Below are 16,539 nucleotides of genomic sequence, written 5' to 3' on the forward strand. Positions count from 1 at the left end.
ATGGCTGCCTTCGACCACGACCGGCTCGACGATGCGGGCGCCCTCGCGAGCGCCGATCGCGCTGGCATGCTTCGCGCCCTGGCCGATTCGGGCGCCCAGATTCGCCGCGGGCTCACGCTCGCCGGCGAGAACCCGGCCCTGCGCTCGGGCCGCCTCGAGCGTCCCCGAGCCGTCGTCGTCGCCGCGATGGGCGCCGACGACCTGGTCGCCGACGTGCTCGCCACGCTGGCCGCGGGCCGGTCGCCCGTGCCGGTGTGGCCGACGCACGACCTGCCGCTGCCGGGCTGGGTCGGCTCGCTCGACGTGGTCGTCGCGGTTTCGCTCTCCGGGCGGGCCGGCGGCCCGATGCGCCTGGCCCACGAGGCCGCCCGCCGGGGTGCCGCACTCGTCGGGATCGGCGCTGCCGACTCGCCCTTGGCGCACGTCACCGCGTCCGCGCGCGGTGTGTTCCTGCCCGTCACCGCGCCGCACGCGGCCTCGCGCGCCGCTGCTTGGGCATTGCTGACGCCCGCGCTGCTGGCGATGTCTGCCGCTGGTGTGCTGCCCATGGCCGCCGACGAGTTGGAGGCTGCCGCCGACCGGCTGGACGCGGTTGCCGAGGCCTCCCGGCCGACCAGCGAATCCTTCGTCAGTCCGGCCAAGTCCCTCGCCGTCGAGTTCGCCGACCGGCTGCCGCTCGTGCTCGGCGACGGCCCGCTGGCCGGCGTCGCTGCCCGGCGCGCCGGCACCATGCTCGCCCGCACCGCCCGGGTGCCGGCCCTGACTGGCGTGCTCCCCGACGCGGCCGCGTCGATTCTCGCCTGCCTTGACGGACCGTATGCCGCGCCCCGCGCCGCCGACGGCGGGCGCGACATCTTCGCCGACCCGGAGCTTGAGGAGCAACGCACCGAGGCCGGTCTGCTCATGGTCCGCGACGCCGACCCCCGCACCGACCCCGATCTGCACCTGGGCGGCCTCGACCTCGCCCCGATCCAGCCCGACCACGGCCTCGACCTCAGCGCGGAAGAGATCTCCCGGATCAATCTCGCGCAGGGTGTGAGCGACCTGGCCGAGGCGCGGGGCGCCCGTGTCCGGTCGCTGACCCCGGCGCCCGGCCCCGGCCTGGCCCGCCTCGCCGAACTCGTCGCGACCCTCGACTTCTCGGCTACCTACCTCGCCCTCGGTCACGGCTACGACCCCACACACGCCCCGGCCGTCGCCGAACTGCGCGATCTCCTCACGTAGCACCGCACGTCGCCCGGCCGGGTAAACTTGTCCACCCCGGCGTGGGTGTTGACCCGCGCGCCGAGAGCGGCGGCGCCGGCCACCACAACGGCATACGTCAATCGGCCGCGCACGCGCGCGGCCACCGACGGGCCGTCCGACACCGTTGACAAGGATTTCTCAATGTCGTTCGACTACCAGGTGGCCGACCTCGCCCTGGCCACCGCCGGCCGCCACCAGATCCGCCTCGCCGAGCACGAGATGCCCGGCCTGATGGCGCTGCGCGCGGAGTTCGGCGCCGCCCAGCCCCTCAAGGGCGCCCGGATCGCCGGCTCCCTGCATATGACCGTCCAGACCGCGGTCCTCATCGAGACCCTCACCGCCCTCGGGGCCGAGGTCCGCTGGGCCAGCTGCAATATCTTCTCCACCCAGGACGAGGCCGCTGCGGCCGTCGTCGTCGGCCCGGCCGGCACGACCGAGGACCCGCAGGGCGTCCCGGTGTTCGCCTGGAAGGGCGAGACCCTGCCCGAGTACTGGGACTGCACCGACAAGATCCTCACCTGGCCCGTCGGCGAGGGCCCCAACATGATCCTCGACGACGGCGGCGACGCCACCATGCTGGTCCACAAGGGCCGCGAGTGGGAGCAGGCCGGCCAGGTCCCGCCCACCACGCCCGAGGACTCCGAGGAGTTCGGCGTCTTCAAGGCGCTCGTGCGCACCACGATGGCGCAGGACCCGCAGAAGTGGACCCGCATCGCCGAAGGCATCAAGGGTGTTACCGAGGAGACCACCACCGGCGTCCACCGTCTCTACCAGCTCGCCGAGGCGGGCGACCTGCTCTTCCCCGCGATCAATGTCAACGACTCGGTCACCAAGTCCAAGTTCGACAACAAGTACGGCTGCCGCCACTCCCTCGTCGACGGCCTCAACCGGGCCACCGACGTCCTGATCGGAGGCAAGGTCGCCGTCGTCGCCGGCTTCGGCGATGTGGGCAAGGGCTGTGCCCAGTCCCTCGCCGGCCAGGGTGCGCGCGTCGTCATCACCGAGATCGACCCCATCTGCGCCCTGCAGGCCGCGATGGAGGGCTACCAGGTCACCACGATGGACAAGGCCGCCGAGTTCGGCGACATCTTCGTCACCTCGACCGGCTGCTTCGACGTCATCACGGCCGAGCACATGGCCGCGATGAAGAACAAGGCCATCGTCGCCAATATCGGCCACTTCGACAACGAGATCGACATGGCCGGCCTCGCCGCGACCCCGGGCGTGGTCAAGACCGAGATCAAGCCGCAGGTTCACGAGTGGACCTATGCCGACGGCCACTCGATCATCGTGCTGTCCGAGGGCCGGCTGATGAACCTCGGCAACGCCACTGGGCACCCGAGCTTCGTGATGTCGAACAGCTTCTCCAACCAGACGATCGCCCAGATCGAGCTGTTCAACCACCCCGAGGCCTATCTCGATGAGGACGGGAAGCCGGCAGTCACCACTTTGCCCAAGCAACTCGACGAGAAGGTCGCCCGCCTCCACCTCGACGCGCTCGGTGTCGAACTGACCGAGCTGCGCAAGGACCAGGCCGAGTATCTCGGCGTCGACGTCGCCGGCCCGTTCAAGCCGGAGCACTACCGCTACTGACCTGCCTCGCCGCCCGGCCCGCCCAAGCTCTTCTCCGCTTCGGGCCGGCCGGGCGCGGCATACCAGGCAACGGCCGGGCGCTGTGTGATGATTGGCCGAATCGTTATCGGGGGATCGTGGAAGGACAGTGTCAGGCCGTGAAGGGGCGCGTGCTCATCGTCGATGACGATCTGGCGTTGGCCGAGATGCTCGGGATCGTGCTGCGGGGGGAGGGCCTCGATGTCCACCACGTCGCCGACGGGGCCTCCGCGCTGGCGGCCTTCCGCGACCACCGCCCGGATCTGATCCTGCTCGATGTCATGCTCCCCGGGATGGACGGCATTGCCGTATGCAAGCGCATCCGCGCCGAGTCCGGCGTCCCGATCGTGATGCTCACCGCCCGCACTGACACCGTCGACGTGGTCGTCGGCCTCGAGTCCGGCGCCGACGACTATGTCCTCAAGCCCTTCAAACCGGCCGAGTTGATCGCCCGGGTCCGGGCTCGGCTGCGGCGCACCGACGAGGGTGAACCGGAGCGGCTCGAGATCGGCGACCTCGCCATCGACGTCGCCGGCCACTCGGTCAAGCGCGACGGCAAGCAGATCCCCCTGACTCCCCTGGAGTTCGACCTGCTGGTCGCGCTCGCCCGCAAGCCCTGGCAGGTCTACACCCGCGAGGTGCTCCTGGAGCAGGTCTGGGGCTACCGCCACGCCGGCGACACCCGCCTGGTCAACGTCCACGTCCAACGCCTGCGCAGCAAGATCGAACACGACCCCGAGGACCCCAAGATCGTGGTGACCGTCCGCGGCGTGGGCTACAAGGCCGGGACCGGCAGCTGATTCGGCACGGCCGGTGATGACCTTCCTGCGCCGGCTGATCGGGCCGCTTCGCCGCTCCCTGCAGTTGCGGGTGGTCACCTCGACGGTGCTGCTCGGCATCCTCGCGGTGTCCCTGATCGGCTTCAATCTCTTCCAGTCGATCGCCAACGGCCTGCAGGACGACCGGGTGAGCCGCGCCGAGGTCGAGACCAAGGCCGTCGCCGCGCGGATCCAGGAGGACTTCGACAACACCGACGCCACCCAGACACCGGACGCGCTCAACACCTTCGCCAGTGACGAGATCAAGAAGGTCGCGCAAAGCTCCTCCGACTCGGACCGGTACGTCGTCTTCACCCGCTCGCTGGACAACGAGAGTGCCGTCATCATCGACACCGTCGTCACCGGCGGCCTGCGCGAATCGCCGATCCCCCTGACCCTGCGCCAGGCCCTCGACGCCGACGCCGCCCACCAACAGTCGACGATCATCGCCCTGGACCGAGGCGCCCTGACGGCTGAGTCGATTCCCACCACCTGGCAGCATCCGACCATCCCCGCGGTTGTCGTCGGCACCCGCGTCGAGGTCCGGACCGCCGAGAACTACGACCTCTTCTTCATCTATCCGCTGGATCGGGAGCAGGCCACGCTCGACCTGATCCGCCGGCTGTTCCTCATCGGCGGTGCCCTGCTCGTCACCCTCGTCGGTGCCATCGCCTGGCTGGTGACCCGGCAGGTCGTCAGCCCGGTGCGGCGCGCCGCGGCTGTCGCCGAGCGGCTCTCGCTGGGCAATCTCAACGAGCGGATGAGTGCGCGGGGCGCCGATGACCTCGCCCTGCTCGGTCGCTCGTTCAATGCCATGGCTGATCACCTGCAGAGTCAGATCCGGCAACTGGAGGATCTCTCTCGGGTCCAGCAAGTTTTCGTCTCCGATGTCTCCCACGAGTTGCGCACCCCGCTGACGACCATCCGGATGGCCGCCGACCTCATCCACGACAGCCGGGGCGAGTTCCCGCCCGCGCTGGGCCGCAGCGCGGAGTTGCTCAACACCGAACTCGACCGCTTCGAGGAACTGCTCGCGGACTTGCTGGAGATCAGTCGCTTCGACGCCGGCGCTGCCGCCCTCGAGCCGGAGCAGGCCGATCTCGGCGGTGTCGTGCGACGCGTCGTCGAGGCCGTCGACGGGCTCGCCCGTCGCAAGGAGACCAAGGTCAAGATGGTGATCCCCAAGCGAGGGGTGGTAGCCGAGGTCGACGCCCGGCGCGTCGAGCGGATCGTGCGCAACCTGCTCGTCAACGCCATCGAGCACGGCGAGGGCCGGCCGATCACGATCACCCTCGCCCAGAATGCTACGGCGGCGGCCATTGCCGTGCGCGACCACGGCGTCGGGCTGCGCCCGGGGGAGGCCGGGCTGGTCTTCAACCGGTTCTGGCGGGCGGACCCGGCCCGCGCCCGCACGACCGGCGGCACCGGCTTGGGCTTGGCCATCTCCTTAGAGGATGCCCGCCTGCACGACGGGTGGCTGCAGGCCTGGGGCGAGCCGGGCCAGGGCTCGGTCTTCCGCCTAACGCTGCCGCGGCATGCCGGCGAACCGATCGGCGAGTCACCACTGCCGCTGGCACCGCCCGAGCTTGCGGACAAGGACGCGACGACGAAACTGCGGCCCTATCGCCCCGGGGCGATCGGATGACGCGCGCGACCCGCCTGTGTGCAGCCCTCGCCGTCGTCGGGCTGCTCGGCGGCTGCGTCGGCCTGCACGCCGACGACCGGATCCGCCCGGGGCTCGCGGTCGACGCCCAGGACGGCCAACCGGTTGTCATCCTGCCCGAGGGTCCCCGGCCGGGAGCTACTCCGGAGGATGTGATCCGCGGCTTCCTGCGCGCCGGTGGGGTCTCCGGTGATGCCATCGCCGGCGCCAAGTCCTATCTGACGACCGGTGCGGCGGCCCGCTGGAACCCCGACGTCGGCACGGTGGTCGTCCAAGAAGGCAGTGCGGTGGTTATCGACGGGCTGGCCGGTCGCTATCGGCTGACGGCCACCCCCGTCGGCACGCTCACCGCGGACGGCCGGTACACCCCGGCCGCGCCAGGCTCGGAACCGGTGCGGATGGATCTCATGCTGACCGAGGTCGGCGGCGAGTGGCGGATCAGCGATGTCCCCAAGACCTTTGGACGCTGGTTGTCGCCGAGCGCCTTCGCCGGGTTGATGCGGCAGGTGACCGTCAACTATGTGGCCACGGGCAGTGCCTCGCTCGTGCCCGACGTGCGCTGGGTCGTCTCAGACCGGATGGCGACGCGGATGGTGCGGCAGCAACTCGGCGCGGTGCCGAACTACCTGACCGGTGCCGTCCGCACCGATCTCGGTGGCGGCGTTCACCTGCTGGTGGACTCGGTGCCCGTGTCCGACGGGATCGCGACGGTCAACCTGGCTGGCACCGGGATCACCAATGACTCCGCCGCCCGGCGCAATATCTGGGCGCAACTTGTCTCGACGGTCACCCAGGCGCCCGGCGTCGTCGGGGTCGATGTCACGGTCGAGGGCACCCGGCTTGCCCTTGCCGGGATCGACGCTCCCGTCGCCACCCTGCGCGAGTTGGGCATCGACTCTTTGGGCCCGCACGTCGGCGTGTTGCCGCTGGTGCGCGTGGGGCAGGGCCTGTATTCGGTTGATCCGTCACAGGTGGAGCAGAGCCAGGCCGAGGATTTCACCGACCGGACTCCCGTCTTTCCCGCAGTGCAGCCCTATTTCGACGACTTGGCGGCGAATTTCACCGGGCAGGAGGTGGCGGCCGTCGACCAGGGCGAGTTGGCCCGCTTCCGGGCGGACTCGGCCGAGACGGTGCCGAACTTCGGCACCGACCTGACCGCGCCGGCATACGACCGGATGGGGGCCTTGTGGGTCGGCGGCCGGCTGGCCAAGAAGCCGAACGACGCCGCGGTCTGGGCGGTCAACTCGCTCGTCTGGCCCGCGACCGACCCGGACGCGGCCGCAGTGCGGATCCCGGCCGACTGGCTCACCGGCCGCCTGCCGGTCGCGTTGAGCGTGTCGGTGGACGGCAGCCGGATCGCGATCGTGTCCACCGACCGCCACCACAAGGACGCCCGGCTGGATGTCGCCGGCATCGTCCGGTCCGCAAATGGTCTGCCGACCGCGCTGGCAGCGACGCCACTTCGGCTCGGACCGCAGTTCGCGTCGCTGCGCGATGTCACCTGGATCGACGACACGACCTTGTCGGTCCTGGGTTCGGTGACCAAAGATGTGGAGCGACCCTTCCTGGTCACCCTGGGCCAGGAGGTCACGCCCTTGCCCGCGGTCAAGGGCGCGCTCGCCCTGACCACGCTGGGCGGTGAGCGGCGACTGGTGGTGCGCACCAAGGATCGGGTATTCGTGCGTGCGGGTGCCGGCTGGCTCCCCGCCGTGGGCAGCGATCTGATCGTCCCCGGCCGCTGAGGGTTGTCCACAGCCCGGTTGGGACCCGGGTCCCCTGGCGTGGGCATACTGGGACGATGGCGCGATGGGCCGGCGATTCGACGTGGCGGGGTTGATCGATCTCGCGCTGCCCCGCCGGTGTGCAGGGTGCGGCGCGCCCCTGCTCACCCTGTGCGCTGAGTGCGTCGATGCGGTGACGGGGACGACGTTCGCGGGTGGGCCGCAGCCTGTCTTCCCGGCGCCGGCACCCTTCGGCATCGGCCCGACCTGGGTGACGGCCGCTTACCTGCCGCCGCTGTCCGGTTTGATCCGTGGCTACAAGGACGGGGCGCGACGCGACCTGCGCACGATTCTCGCCGTGCTGCTCACGCAGGCGCTGGTGCGTGCGGCGGAGGCGGTGAGCACCCGGCATACGGGAATCGATGTGGTGCTCTCGATGCCGAGTTCGGCTGCTTCGATCCGCGCCCGCGGGGATCATCCGGTGCGGGACCTGGTCCGGCTGGCCGCGCGCGAGGCTGGTCTGCCGAGCGCCGAGGTGCTGCGCGTGCACGGCCGGGTCAGGGACACGGCCGGCCTCGATGCGGCCGGGCGGGCGGGCAATCTCGCCGGCCGGATGCGGGTGCGGGCGGGGGACTGGCACGGCGCCACGGTGATCCTCGCCGACGACATCCTCACCACGGGCGCGTCGATGGCCGAAGCAACGCGGGCGCTGAACGCGACCGGCATCGAGGTCGTCGGCCAGGCGGCCATCGCGGCCACGCCACGCCGATTCCGACCCGAGTCCCACAGCGGTCAGGGTTTGGGCTAGCGTCCCTCTATGGGAACGTCTTTCGCTGGCCGCGGTCACGCGAGGCAGGTGATGCGACCGGAGTGTACCTTTTCGACGCCTCGAGTTCGCAGCTGATCCGTCACCATTTGGAGTTCACATGGATGTCGTCATTTCTGGCCGTCACCAACCCGTCAGCGAATCCTTCCGCGATCACGTCAATGCCCGCCTGACCAAGGTCGAGGCACTGGCGCCGCGCGCCCTGCGCATCGAGGTGATGCTGACCCACGAACCCACCCGCAGCAAAACCAAAGCCTCCGAACGCGTCGAGATCACCTGCCATGCCCGCGGCCCCGTCGTGCGCGCCGAAGCCATCCATGAGGACAAGTACGCCGCCTTCGATCTCGCCCAGGACAAGCTCGTCGAGCGCCTGCGCCGCGCCAACGATCGGCGCCGCGTCTCACGCGGCCGCAAGGTCGAGGCCGCGCCCGCGATCGTCGAACAGCCGGCGACCGCCGCGCCGGTGGAGGACACCGAGCCGGACCTCTTCGGGGCCTTCGGTGACTCGCCGATCGAGGTCCGCGAAAAGGTGCACGAGAGCGTCCCGATGACCCTCAGCGACGCGCTGCGCGAGATGGAGCTCGTCGGCCACGACTTCTTCCTCTTCCACGACAGCGAGACCGACAAACCGAGCGTCGTCTATCGGCGGCGCGGCTGGAAGTACGGCGTCATCCACCTGGAAGTCGGCGCGGCCCAGGCGGCGTTGTCCTGATCCGGTTGTCGTGACCGAGCTTCGCCTCAGCCGGGCCCAAGCACGGCGAATCGCGTTGGCCGCCCAAGGATTTGGGCGGCCGCGTGGTGTGTCGGCGACTCCGGTGCGCGATGTGCAACGCGTGATCGACACCGTCGGCGTGATCCAGATCGACAGCGTCAATGTGCTCGCCCGCAGCCACTACCTGCCCTTCTTCTCCCGGCTCGGTCGGTATGACGCGACCCTCCTCGATCGCATCCGTGATCGCGCGCCGCGGCGGCTGGTGGAGTATTGGGCGCACGAGGCGAGCCTGATCCCGCCGAGCACGTGGCCGCTGCTGGACTTCCGCATGCAGCGCGCCAAGACCGACTCGTGGGGCGGGATGCAGCGCGTCGAGCGCGAGCATCCCGGCCTGGTCGCCGCGGTGCGGGCCGAGATCGAGCGACACGGGCCGATGACGTCGCGCGAGACCGAGGTCGCGCTGGCGCACGACGTGCCCCGGTCGAGGAGCGAGTGGGGCTGGAACTGGTCACTGGTCAAGAACGCCCTGGAGCATCTCTTCTGGGCTGGTGAGATCGGATCTGCCGGTCGCACAACGCAATTCGAGCGCCGGTATGACGCGCTCCACCGCGTCCTGCCGCCCGGCATGCGCTCGGCGACCGACCCGGCCGGCCGCCCGCCCCACGATGTCGCGATCACGCGGCTGATCGAGATCGCCGCCCGCGCACATGGCGTCGGGAGCCTGCAGTGCCTGCGCGATTACTTCCGCATCCCACCGGCGCCGGCAGCGGCGGCCGTGGAACGCCTGGTGGGGGAGGGGACGCTCGTGCCGGCGTCCATCGAGGGGTGGCGGCGGCCGGCATACGTCCATCGCGACGCGCGCCGGCCGCGGGCGATCACCGCCCGGGCGTTGCTCTCACCCTTCGATTCCCTTGTCTGGCAACGGGATCGAGTGGCGGCGATCTTCGGCTTCGACTACCGGCTGGAGATCTACGTCCCGGCGCCGAAGCGCGTGCACGGCTACTACGTGCTGCCTTTCCTCCTGGGTGACGAGCTGGTCGCGCGAGTGGACTTGAAGTCCGACCGGGCCGCCGGTGTGCTTCGCGTCCAGCGTTTAACGTGGGAGCCCGGCCGCGGCGGTCCTGCCGACCGGGCCGAGTTGGTGGCGGAACTCGACCTGCTCGCCACCTTCCTCGGCGTACCTGGGCGTCAGCAGGAGGTCGTCATCGCGTAACCCCAGGTGCAGGAGTCCTTCAGCGTGCCCTTGCTGTCACGCAGGTAGGCCGAGTCGCCGGAGTTGTTCCAGACGTACCACGTCTGCTGCCAGTAGATCGAGGACGAGCTGTTGGTGCCCTTCCCCGACTTGACGTAGACGTAGCCACCCGCGCGCAGCGAGAAGCTCGGGAAAGTGAAGACGTGGTTGCTCTTGTCGCGCAGCGTCCACCCGGTCAGCGAGAGCGTGGACCGGTGTTGTTGACGATCGTGACCTATTCGGCTTTGAGGCTGGAGTTGCTGCCGGGCGGAGATGCCTGGACATGTTACCCACGCGTAGGAATGCCGCTGACCAGTCGCCGGCCGACGCGGAGTTGGTCACCACTCTCACGCTGCCACGTACGCGTCGCCTACGGAGCGAGCCGCTCCCAGTGGTCGGCCGGGCCGATGCTGCCGTCGGGCGCCGTGGCGGCCGCTTCGTGCCCCCAGCGCGTGAAGCCCGCTGATTCGAGGACGGCATTGCTCGCCGCATTGTCGGCGGCGGTCTCGGCGACCAGACGCCGCAGACCGAGGCCGCCTGCCTCGCGCGGCGTGAAGGCGTGCGCCGTGGCGAGCCGGGCCGCCTCCTTTGCCGCGCCCCGGCCCCGCGCCGACGGAAACAGGTAATAGCCCAACTCGGCCGTGTCCGCCGCGTCCAGGGACCCGTTATGGACGAACACCAGCGCCTCGCCCAGCGCCCGATCGCTGCGCGCATCCGCGATGCACCAGTTGACGCTCGTGCCCCGCGACATGACTCCGAGCCGCCGCTCGAACCACGCGGCCCAATTCTCCGGCGTCGGGATCGCCCCCGCCGGCACGAAATGGGCCGGGTGGTCTGCCGCTTCCACGCTCTCGCTGTCCGACTCCCGCCAGGGCCGCAGCCGGATGTCGTCGCCGTCGAGAACGGGGGGCACGTACCACGGCGCGGCCGGCCGGCCGAGATCGTCCTCGGCCCCGACGCTGGCGACCCAGCCGTCGCGCGCCGGATCGCCCGGCACGTCCGCCAACCCCGCGAGTTTCAGCGGCAACAGCCCGTGATGCTGGAAGCCGCACGCCCAGGCGACCCGCCAGGACGCCCAGTTGCCGCGCTCGGCATACCAATACAGCCGCCGCCCACCGCGCTCGGTGAAGTAGTGGCAAGCCAGCAGCCGCACGGCCCGCGCCATCACGCCGCGGCCACGGCCGTCCGGGTGCAGGCCGAACCCGACCTCGGCCGTGCCGCCCGGCCGCTCGCGCAGGTCGATGGTCCCGAGATAGCGCTCGGGAGCGCTGACCTCGCAGATGGCCCAGTGCAGATTTCCCTCGCCCGCGTTCCACCCGGCCTCGATCGATGCGAGAAACTCCTGCGCTTGCTTGCCGGCATACGGGCGCGGCACCGTCGTCCACCGCATCGAGGCGGGGTCGTTCGACTGTCCGACGATGCCGTCGGCATCGGTGGGGCGGTGGGCGCGCAGCAGCACCACGCCGTCGGTGAGTTCCGGGACACTGGCGGGGAACGGCATACGGCAATCCTCACCCGCGCGCGATGCGCGCGGCCACCGCATTGCCCGCCCGTATGCCGTTCCCTCCCGGAACGTGCCCCCGTCCCGGCACGTTGGGGAAGGGAGCTCGGCCTCGATTAGTCTTGTCGGGTTCCAGGTCGCTATGTCAGGAGTTCCTCCGTGCCCAAGTTGTTCGAGCGCTTGTTGCGCGCCGGTGAATCCCGTGTGGTCAAGCGCCTCGAAGGCATCGCCGCCGCGGTCAACGCCCTCGAAGAGGACTTCGAGAAGATGACCGACGAAGAATTGCGCGGCGAGACCGATCTCTTCCGCGAGCGCATCGCCAAGGGTGAGAGCCTCGACAGCATCCTGCCCGAGGCCTTCGCGGCGGTCCGCGAGGCGTCCAAGCGGACCCTCGGCAAGCGGCACTTCGACGTCCAGATCATGGGTGGAGCCGCGCTGCACATGGGCAATGTCGCCGAGATGAAGACCGGTGAGGGCAAGACCCTCGTCGCGACCTTGCCGTCGTATCTGAACGCGCTCGCCGGCAAGGGCGTGCACGTCGTCACGGTCAACGACTATCTGGCGGAATACCAGTCCGAGTTGATGGGCCGCGTGCACCGCATGCTCGGCCTGGAGACCGGCTGCATCCTCTCGCACATGACGCCCGAGCAGCGCCGCGCCGAATACGCCAAGGACATTACCTATGGCACCAATAACGAGTTCGGCTTCGACTATCTGCGCGACAATATGGCCTGGTCGACCGACGAGCTCGTCCAGCGCGGCCACAACTTCGCCATCGTCGACGAGGTCGACTCCATCCTCATCGATGAGGCCCGCACGCCGCTGATCATCTCCGGGTCGGCCGACCAGGCGACCAAGTGGTACACCGAGTTCGCCAAGATGGTCACCCGGCTCAACCGGGGCGAGTTCGAGTCCGGCCTCGGCGACTACGAGGTCGATGAGAAGAAGAAGACCGTCGGCGTCCTGGAGTCGGGCATCGACAAGATCGAGGACTACCTCGGCATCGACAACCTCTACGAGTCGGTCAATACCCCGCTGATCGGCTATCTCAACAACGCGATCAAGGCCAAGGAACTCTTCCACCGCGACAAGGACTATGTCGTGATGAACGGCGAAGTCCTCATCGTCGATGAGCACACCGGGCGCATCCTCGCCGGCCGCCGCTACAACGACGGCATGCACCAGGCCATCGAGGCCAAGGAAGGCGTCGAGATCAAGAACGAGAACCAGACGCTCGCCACGATCACCTTGCAAAACTACTTCCGCATGTATGACGTGCTCTCGGGGATGACCGGCACCGCCCAGACCGAGGCGGCCGAACTGCACTCGATCTACAAGCTCGGGGTCGTCCCGATCCCGACCAACCGCCCGATGATCCGCCAGGACCAAGCCGACCTCGTCTTCCGCACCGAGGAGGCGAAGTACGTCGCGGTCGTCGACGACATCGCCGCTCGACACACCAAGGGTCAACCGGTCCTCGTCGGCACGGTCAGCGTCGAGAAGTCCGAATATCTCAGCGACCAGTTGCGCCGCCGCGGCATCCCGCACGAGGTCCTCAACGCCAAGCACAACGAGCGCGAGGCTGCGATCGTCGCGCAGGCCGGGCGCAAGGGCGCGGTCACGGTCGCGACAAATATGGCCGGTCGAGGCACCGACATCATGCTCGGCGGCAACCCCGAGTTCATGGCCGTTGCGAGCCTGAAGCAAAAGGGCATGGACCCGCAAGAGACCCCCGAGGCGTATGAAGCCGCGTGGGACGACGCGCTCGCCGCGGCCGAGAAGGCCGTTGCCGCCGAGCATGACGAGGTCACCGGCCTCGGTGGTCTCTATGTCCTGGGGACCGAGCGGCACGAGTCCCGCCGCATCGACAACCAGTTGCGGGGCCGGTCCGGTCGTCAGGGTGACCCGGGGGAGTCGCGCTTCTATCTCTCCTTGCAGGACAACCTGATGCGGCTGTTCAACGCCGGCTTCGTCGACCGGGTGATGACCTCGGCCCGGATGGACGACGCGACGCCGATCGAGGGCAAGCTGCTCTCGCGGTCCATCGAGAGCGCGCAGAGCCAGATCGAGGGCCAGAACTACGAGATCCGCAAGAACGTCCTCAAATACGACGACGTCTTGAACAAGCAGCGGGAGGTCGTCTATGACGAGCGTCGCCTCGTGCTGGAGGGTGAATCGTTGCAGGACCAGGTCCGCGGCTTCATGACCGATGTCGTCGCCGGATATGTCGACTCCGAAGCCGCTGAGGGCTATGCCGAGGATTGGGATCTCGACCGGTTGTGGGCGGCGCTGAAGGCGCTCTACCCGGTGGGTGTGACCGCGGCCCAGGTCGAAGCCGGTGCCGGTGGTCGTGCGGGCCTGACGCACGAGTCACTCTCCGAGGAGCTGATCTCCGACATTCACCACGCCTACGACGCGCGCGAGGCGGCGCTGGGCGAGACGGTCACCCGTGAACTCGAGCGCCGGGTCATCCTCTCGGTGCTCGATCGCAAGTGGCGCGAGCATCTCTACGAGATGGACTACCTCAAGGAGGGCATCGGCCTGCGCGCGATGGCCCAGCGCGACCCGCTCGTGGAGTACCAGCGCGAGGGATACCAGCTCTTCGAGGCGATGAACGACGCGATCAAGGAGGAGGCTGTCGGCTTCCTGTTCAACGCCGAGGTCCAAGGGCAGCAGCCCGAGGCTGCGCCGCTGCAGCCGGTCGCGATCGGCGAGATGCTGCGCGGTCTGGACGCGGCGGATGCCGCCGCGGGCGAGCCCGAGCCGGGGCTTGCCGGGGCCGCGCGCCCCGCGGTCACGGCCAAGGGCCTCGAGCAGGAGCTGCGTCCTTCTCGGCTGCACTACTCGGCGCCGAGCGAGTCCGGTGACGTGGTCGAGCGGGATGAGGATCCCCGCTCGCGACCGCTGACCGCGGACCAGCTGGCGCTGGCCAAGCGCAACGAGCCGTGCCCCTGCCTGTCGGGCAAGAAGTACAAGGCCTGTCACGGCCGCGACACGAAGTAGCCCGTCGGGCCCGGTTCAGCCCAACTGCAGGGCCGTCACCCGCCAGCCGGTGACGGTGGCGTCGACGCGCACGGCCATGGCGCGAACGCGTGCGCCGTGGACGATGAGGAGGGCCGCCTCGATGGCCCCCGGCACCGGGTTCGAGGTCCGCACTCGCGCGACGCGCGGTCGGATCGACGGGCCCTGGCCCTCGGGTCGCCGCCGCGCCATGGCTGCATGCCGCCGGGCAATAGCGTCATAGACCTCGGGCGCGCAGGCCCGGACCACCTGGGCCGGTGAGCGCAGGCCGGCCATCACCTCGATGAGAAGTTGCCCGGTGGTCCTGATCCAGATGTGCGGATCGGGCAAGTCGACCTTGGCGACCTCCCTGTCGACATCGCTGCGGCGGGGCATCAACTCGAAGGCGAGGGCGTCCTGGATGAAGGGCTGCGAATGATCGATCGCGCCCGTCCAGGTGACGAAGACCGGCTCGTCCGGGTCGAGTGCCATGGGCCGGTGCTCGGGGATCGGCAGCACCCGGATCGGCGGCAGGTCCGCGGCGGCCCCGCGGGTCACGGCGGCACCGGCGCGCGCGGCGCTCATGACCGCGCCTGCGGGATGTGCAGCCGGATGCCGGGCCGGATCAGATCGGGATCCGCGCCGATGCGGGCGCGATTGGCGGCATACCAGCGGGGCCACTCGCCGGCGATGTCGGCGCTTGAGGCGCTGGGGCCGAGGTGGCGCGCGACGATATCCCAGAGGCATTCGCCGCGGCGCACGACGACCTCGTCCGGTGGCCGGTCCTCGGGCGGACGTCCGCCGACCAGGGCGATCTCGGGGGAGGTGCCGTCAGAGCCGTGACCCCAGCGGGGATCGGGCGCCGTGGCCGGCGCGGACGGGTTGCCTGGGGAGACCGGGCCGGCGCCGATCACGGCGACTACCGAGATGGGCGCGGCGGCACCGGGGGCGGCGTGGGCGACGCCCTGACCGGTGCCCAAGCCGATCAGGACGGCGGCCACCCGCGCCGCCCACCGGGCCTGGGTGGCCGCATCCGCGGGATGCGGCCGTCGTGGGGCGCGCAGCAGGCGCGCCGCGGCCAGGGTGACATCACTGCATACGGCCCAGGCGAGGATCAGGCCGGCAGTGCCCAGGCCCCCGGCCACCACCACAGTGGGATCGACCTGCATGTCGTCCTTGGCGTCCCACAGCACCGACCCGGCCACGAGCGAGCCGCAGCCGAGCGCCGCCCAAGCGAAGAGCAGGGCGCCGAGCGCCAGTCCCGGCCGAATCGCCCGATAGATCAGGCCCACCATGGCTCCCCCTCTGCGTGATTTGGTGATAAAAGATATCGTTTGCAGCAGTTTGGCGTGCTTTGCCGATGTGCGCAACCGGTGGCCTCGTGCCCTGTGGATGACGTCGCGCGCGGCCACGGGCGCCTCCCTACGATGGGGAGCGTGGACTGGGGTGATCGATTCGAGCGCCTCTTCGCCGACCTGGAGGTCACCCTTGACGCGCAGGAACGCGCCGTTCGTGATGCCGAGGTGGCCGACCGCACCAGGCGCGAGCGCGCCCGGATCGAATTAGCCGGCCGCCTGTGTGCGCACCGGGGGCTAACCATCGACCTGCGGCTGGTCGGCGGTGCCCGCGCCCATGGTCGCCTCGTCGACGTCGGAGCCGACTGGCTCGCGGTCGCGCCGACGGAGCAACGCGGGAGCATCATTCCGCTGGCGGCGATCACCTCGATCGCCGGACTTGGCCCGCGCAGCGAGGCGGCGACAACCGCCCGCCGCTTCGGTCTCGGCTATGCGCTTCGGGAAGTCAGCCGTGACCGGCGGCGTGCCCAGGTCATCGACGTCGTCGGGAACGCCTTCGAGGGCACCATCGACATCGTCGGTGCCGACTTCCTCGATCTCGCCGAACATCCCGTCGACGAGGCCCGGCGGGCGCCCAACGTCCGGTCCATCCGCACGCTGCCCTTCGCCGCCATCGCCTGCGTGACCTCCTGAGGGAGCGGCTCAGCCGCGGTCGGCCGCCACCTGGCTGCGCGTCTGGGCATACATCCGCTGGATGTAGTCCTCCAGCACGCTCGTCTCCACCCGCCACTGACCGCGTCCGCCGACCTTGATCGCCGGGAGGTCGCCGGAGCGCACGAGGGCGTAGGCCTGAGCAGCGGAGATGTCGAGGATTTCGGCCAACTCGGTCAACGAGATGAAGCGCTTTGGCATAGCT

At 69.8% G+C, this 16,539-nt stretch carries 15 protein-coding genes; 10 read left to right on the plus strand and 5 right to left on the minus strand.

Annotated features, from left to right (window positions below; all coding sequences use genetic code 11):
- The 8 genes from ABD209_RS17600 to ABD209_RS17635 all read left to right on the plus strand — a co-directional run bounded on the left by ABD209_RS17600 (position 1) and on the right by ABD209_RS17635 (position 9,809).
- The gene (locus tag ABD209_RS17600; protein WP_344068766.1) at positions 1–1,224 is read left to right on the plus strand and encodes an SIS domain-containing protein; all 1,224 of its coding nucleotides are present in this window, start codon (positions 1–3) and stop codon (positions 1,222–1,224) included.
- A gap of 162 nt (positions 1,225–1,386) precedes the next feature.
- A complete protein-coding gene (gene ahcY / locus ABD209_RS17605; protein ID WP_324386937.1) occupies positions 1,387–2,838 on the plus strand; it encodes an adenosylhomocysteinase in 1,452 nt (483 codons plus the stop codon).
- 137 nt (positions 2,839–2,975) lie between these two features.
- Positions 2,976–3,656 (plus strand): MtrAB system response regulator MtrA, encoded by a 681-nt coding sequence (gene mtrA, locus ABD209_RS17610; RefSeq protein ID WP_324386936.1) that lies wholly within the window; start codon positions 2,976–2,978, stop codon positions 3,654–3,656.
- A 16-nt stretch (positions 3,657–3,672) separates the two neighbouring features.
- Positions 3,673–5,319: an MtrAB system histidine kinase MtrB gene (gene mtrB / locus ABD209_RS17615; RefSeq protein WP_344068770.1), complete on the plus strand. Its 1,647-nt coding sequence runs from the start codon at positions 3,673–3,675 to the stop codon at positions 5,317–5,319.
- Positions 5,316–7,079, plus strand: coding sequence for an LpqB family beta-propeller domain-containing protein (locus tag ABD209_RS17620; protein ID WP_344068773.1), 1,764 nt, complete (start codon positions 5,316–5,318; stop codon positions 7,077–7,079). The genes mtrB and ABD209_RS17620 overlap by 4 nt, the downstream gene beginning before the upstream one ends.
- A 64-nt stretch (positions 7,080–7,143) precedes the next feature.
- Entirely contained in the window at positions 7,144–7,866 is a 723-nt protein-coding gene (locus ABD209_RS17625) for a ComF family protein (RefSeq protein WP_324386933.1), read from the plus strand.
- A gap of 118 nt (positions 7,867–7,984) precedes the next feature.
- Entirely contained in the window at positions 7,985–8,596 is a 612-nt protein-coding gene (hpf, locus tag ABD209_RS17630; protein WP_344068777.1) for a ribosome hibernation-promoting factor, HPF/YfiA family, read from the plus strand.
- A gap of 10 nt (positions 8,597–8,606) precedes the next feature.
- Positions 8,607–9,809, plus strand: coding sequence for a winged helix-turn-helix domain-containing protein (locus tag ABD209_RS17635; protein ID WP_344068780.1), 1,203 nt, complete (start codon positions 8,607–8,609; stop codon positions 9,807–9,809).
- Here the strand turns inward: ABD209_RS17635 and ABD209_RS19910 are convergent.
- Positions 9,785–10,102, minus strand: coding sequence for a lamin tail domain-containing protein (locus ABD209_RS19910; RefSeq protein ID WP_425564720.1), 318 nt, complete (start codon positions 10,100–10,102; stop codon positions 9,785–9,787). The two genes, ABD209_RS17635 and ABD209_RS19910, sit on opposite strands and share 25 nt — an antisense overlap.
- A 95-nt stretch (positions 10,103–10,197) precedes the next feature.
- Complete coding sequence (locus ABD209_RS17640; RefSeq protein ID WP_344068783.1) at positions 10,198–11,328, minus strand: GNAT family N-acetyltransferase; 1,131 nt, start codon at positions 11,326–11,328, stop codon at positions 10,198–10,200.
- Between the two features lie 159 nt (positions 11,329–11,487).
- Here ABD209_RS17640 and secA point away from each other — a divergent pair, with 159 nt between their 5' ends.
- Positions 11,488–14,331 carry a preprotein translocase subunit SecA gene (secA, locus tag ABD209_RS17645; RefSeq protein ID WP_344068785.1) on the plus strand — a complete coding sequence of 948 codons (2,844 nt, stop codon included), beginning with the start codon at positions 11,488–11,490 and terminating at the stop codon, positions 14,329–14,331.
- Between the two features lie 15 nt (positions 14,332–14,346).
- On the opposite strand, the gene ABD209_RS17650 is transcribed toward secA, so the two are convergent.
- Together ABD209_RS17650 and ABD209_RS17655 are read right to left on the minus strand one after the other, a co-directional pair.
- Complete coding sequence (locus ABD209_RS17650) at positions 14,347–14,913, minus strand: Rv3235 family protein (RefSeq protein ID WP_344068787.1); 567 nt, start codon at positions 14,911–14,913, stop codon at positions 14,347–14,349.
- A complete protein-coding gene (locus tag ABD209_RS17655; RefSeq protein ID WP_344068790.1) occupies positions 14,910–15,623 on the minus strand; it encodes a LysM peptidoglycan-binding domain-containing protein in 714 nt (237 codons plus the stop codon). Before ABD209_RS17655 ends, ABD209_RS17650 begins: the two co-directional genes overlap by 4 nt.
- A 141-nt stretch (positions 15,624–15,764) precedes the next feature.
- Between ABD209_RS17655 and ABD209_RS17660 the strand changes: the two genes are divergently transcribed.
- Positions 15,765–16,316 carry a hypothetical protein gene (locus tag ABD209_RS17660; RefSeq protein ID WP_324386380.1) on the plus strand — a complete coding sequence of 184 codons (552 nt, stop codon included), beginning with the start codon at positions 15,765–15,767 and terminating at the stop codon, positions 16,314–16,316.
- 9 nt (positions 16,317–16,325) lie between these two features.
- Here ABD209_RS17660 and ABD209_RS17665 read toward each other — a convergent pair whose 3' ends face one another.
- Positions 16,326–16,535: a helix-turn-helix domain-containing protein gene (locus ABD209_RS17665; protein WP_324386381.1), complete on the minus strand. Its 210-nt coding sequence runs from the start codon at positions 16,533–16,535 to the stop codon at positions 16,326–16,328.
- Positions 16,536–16,539 lie beyond the last annotated feature (4 nt).

This window comes from Nostocoides vanveenii (assembly GCF_039531165.1).
Taxonomy (GTDB): Bacteria; Actinomycetota; Actinomycetes; order Actinomycetales; family Dermatophilaceae; genus Nostocoides_A; species Nostocoides_A vanveenii.

Excerpts from the sequence above, each read along its gene's own strand:
- ABD209_RS17640 (WP_344068783.1), bottom strand. The coding sequence starts at position 11,328 with ATGCCGTTCCCCGCCAGTGTCCCGGAACTCACCGACGGCGTGGTGCTG.
- ABD209_RS17665 (WP_324386381.1), bottom strand. The coding sequence starts at position 16,535 with ATGCCAAAGCGCTTCATCTCGTTGACCGAGTTGGCCGAAATCCTCGAC.
- ABD209_RS17650 (WP_344068787.1), bottom strand. The coding sequence starts at position 14,913 with ATGAGCGCCGCGCGCGCCGGTGCCGCCGTGACCCGCGGGGCCGCCGCG.
- ABD209_RS17655 (WP_344068790.1), bottom strand. The coding sequence starts at position 15,623 with ATGGTGGGCCTGATCTATCGGGCGATTCGGCCGGGACTGGCGCTCGGC.
- ABD209_RS17620 (WP_344068773.1), top strand. The coding sequence starts at position 5,316 with ATGACGCGCGCGACCCGCCTGTGTGCAGCCCTCGCCGTCGTCGGGCTG.
- hpf (WP_344068777.1), top strand. The coding sequence starts at position 7,985 with ATGGATGTCGTCATTTCTGGCCGTCACCAACCCGTCAGCGAATCCTTC.
- ahcY (WP_324386937.1), top strand. The coding sequence starts at position 1,387 with ATGTCGTTCGACTACCAGGTGGCCGACCTCGCCCTGGCCACCGCCGGC.
- ABD209_RS17600 (WP_344068766.1), top strand. The coding sequence starts at position 1 with ATGGCTGCCTTCGACCACGACCGGCTCGACGATGCGGGCGCCCTCGCG.
- mtrB (WP_344068770.1), top strand. The coding sequence starts at position 3,673 with ATGACCTTCCTGCGCCGGCTGATCGGGCCGCTTCGCCGCTCCCTGCAG.
- ABD209_RS17625 (WP_324386933.1), top strand. The coding sequence starts at position 7,144 with ATGGGCCGGCGATTCGACGTGGCGGGGTTGATCGATCTCGCGCTGCCC.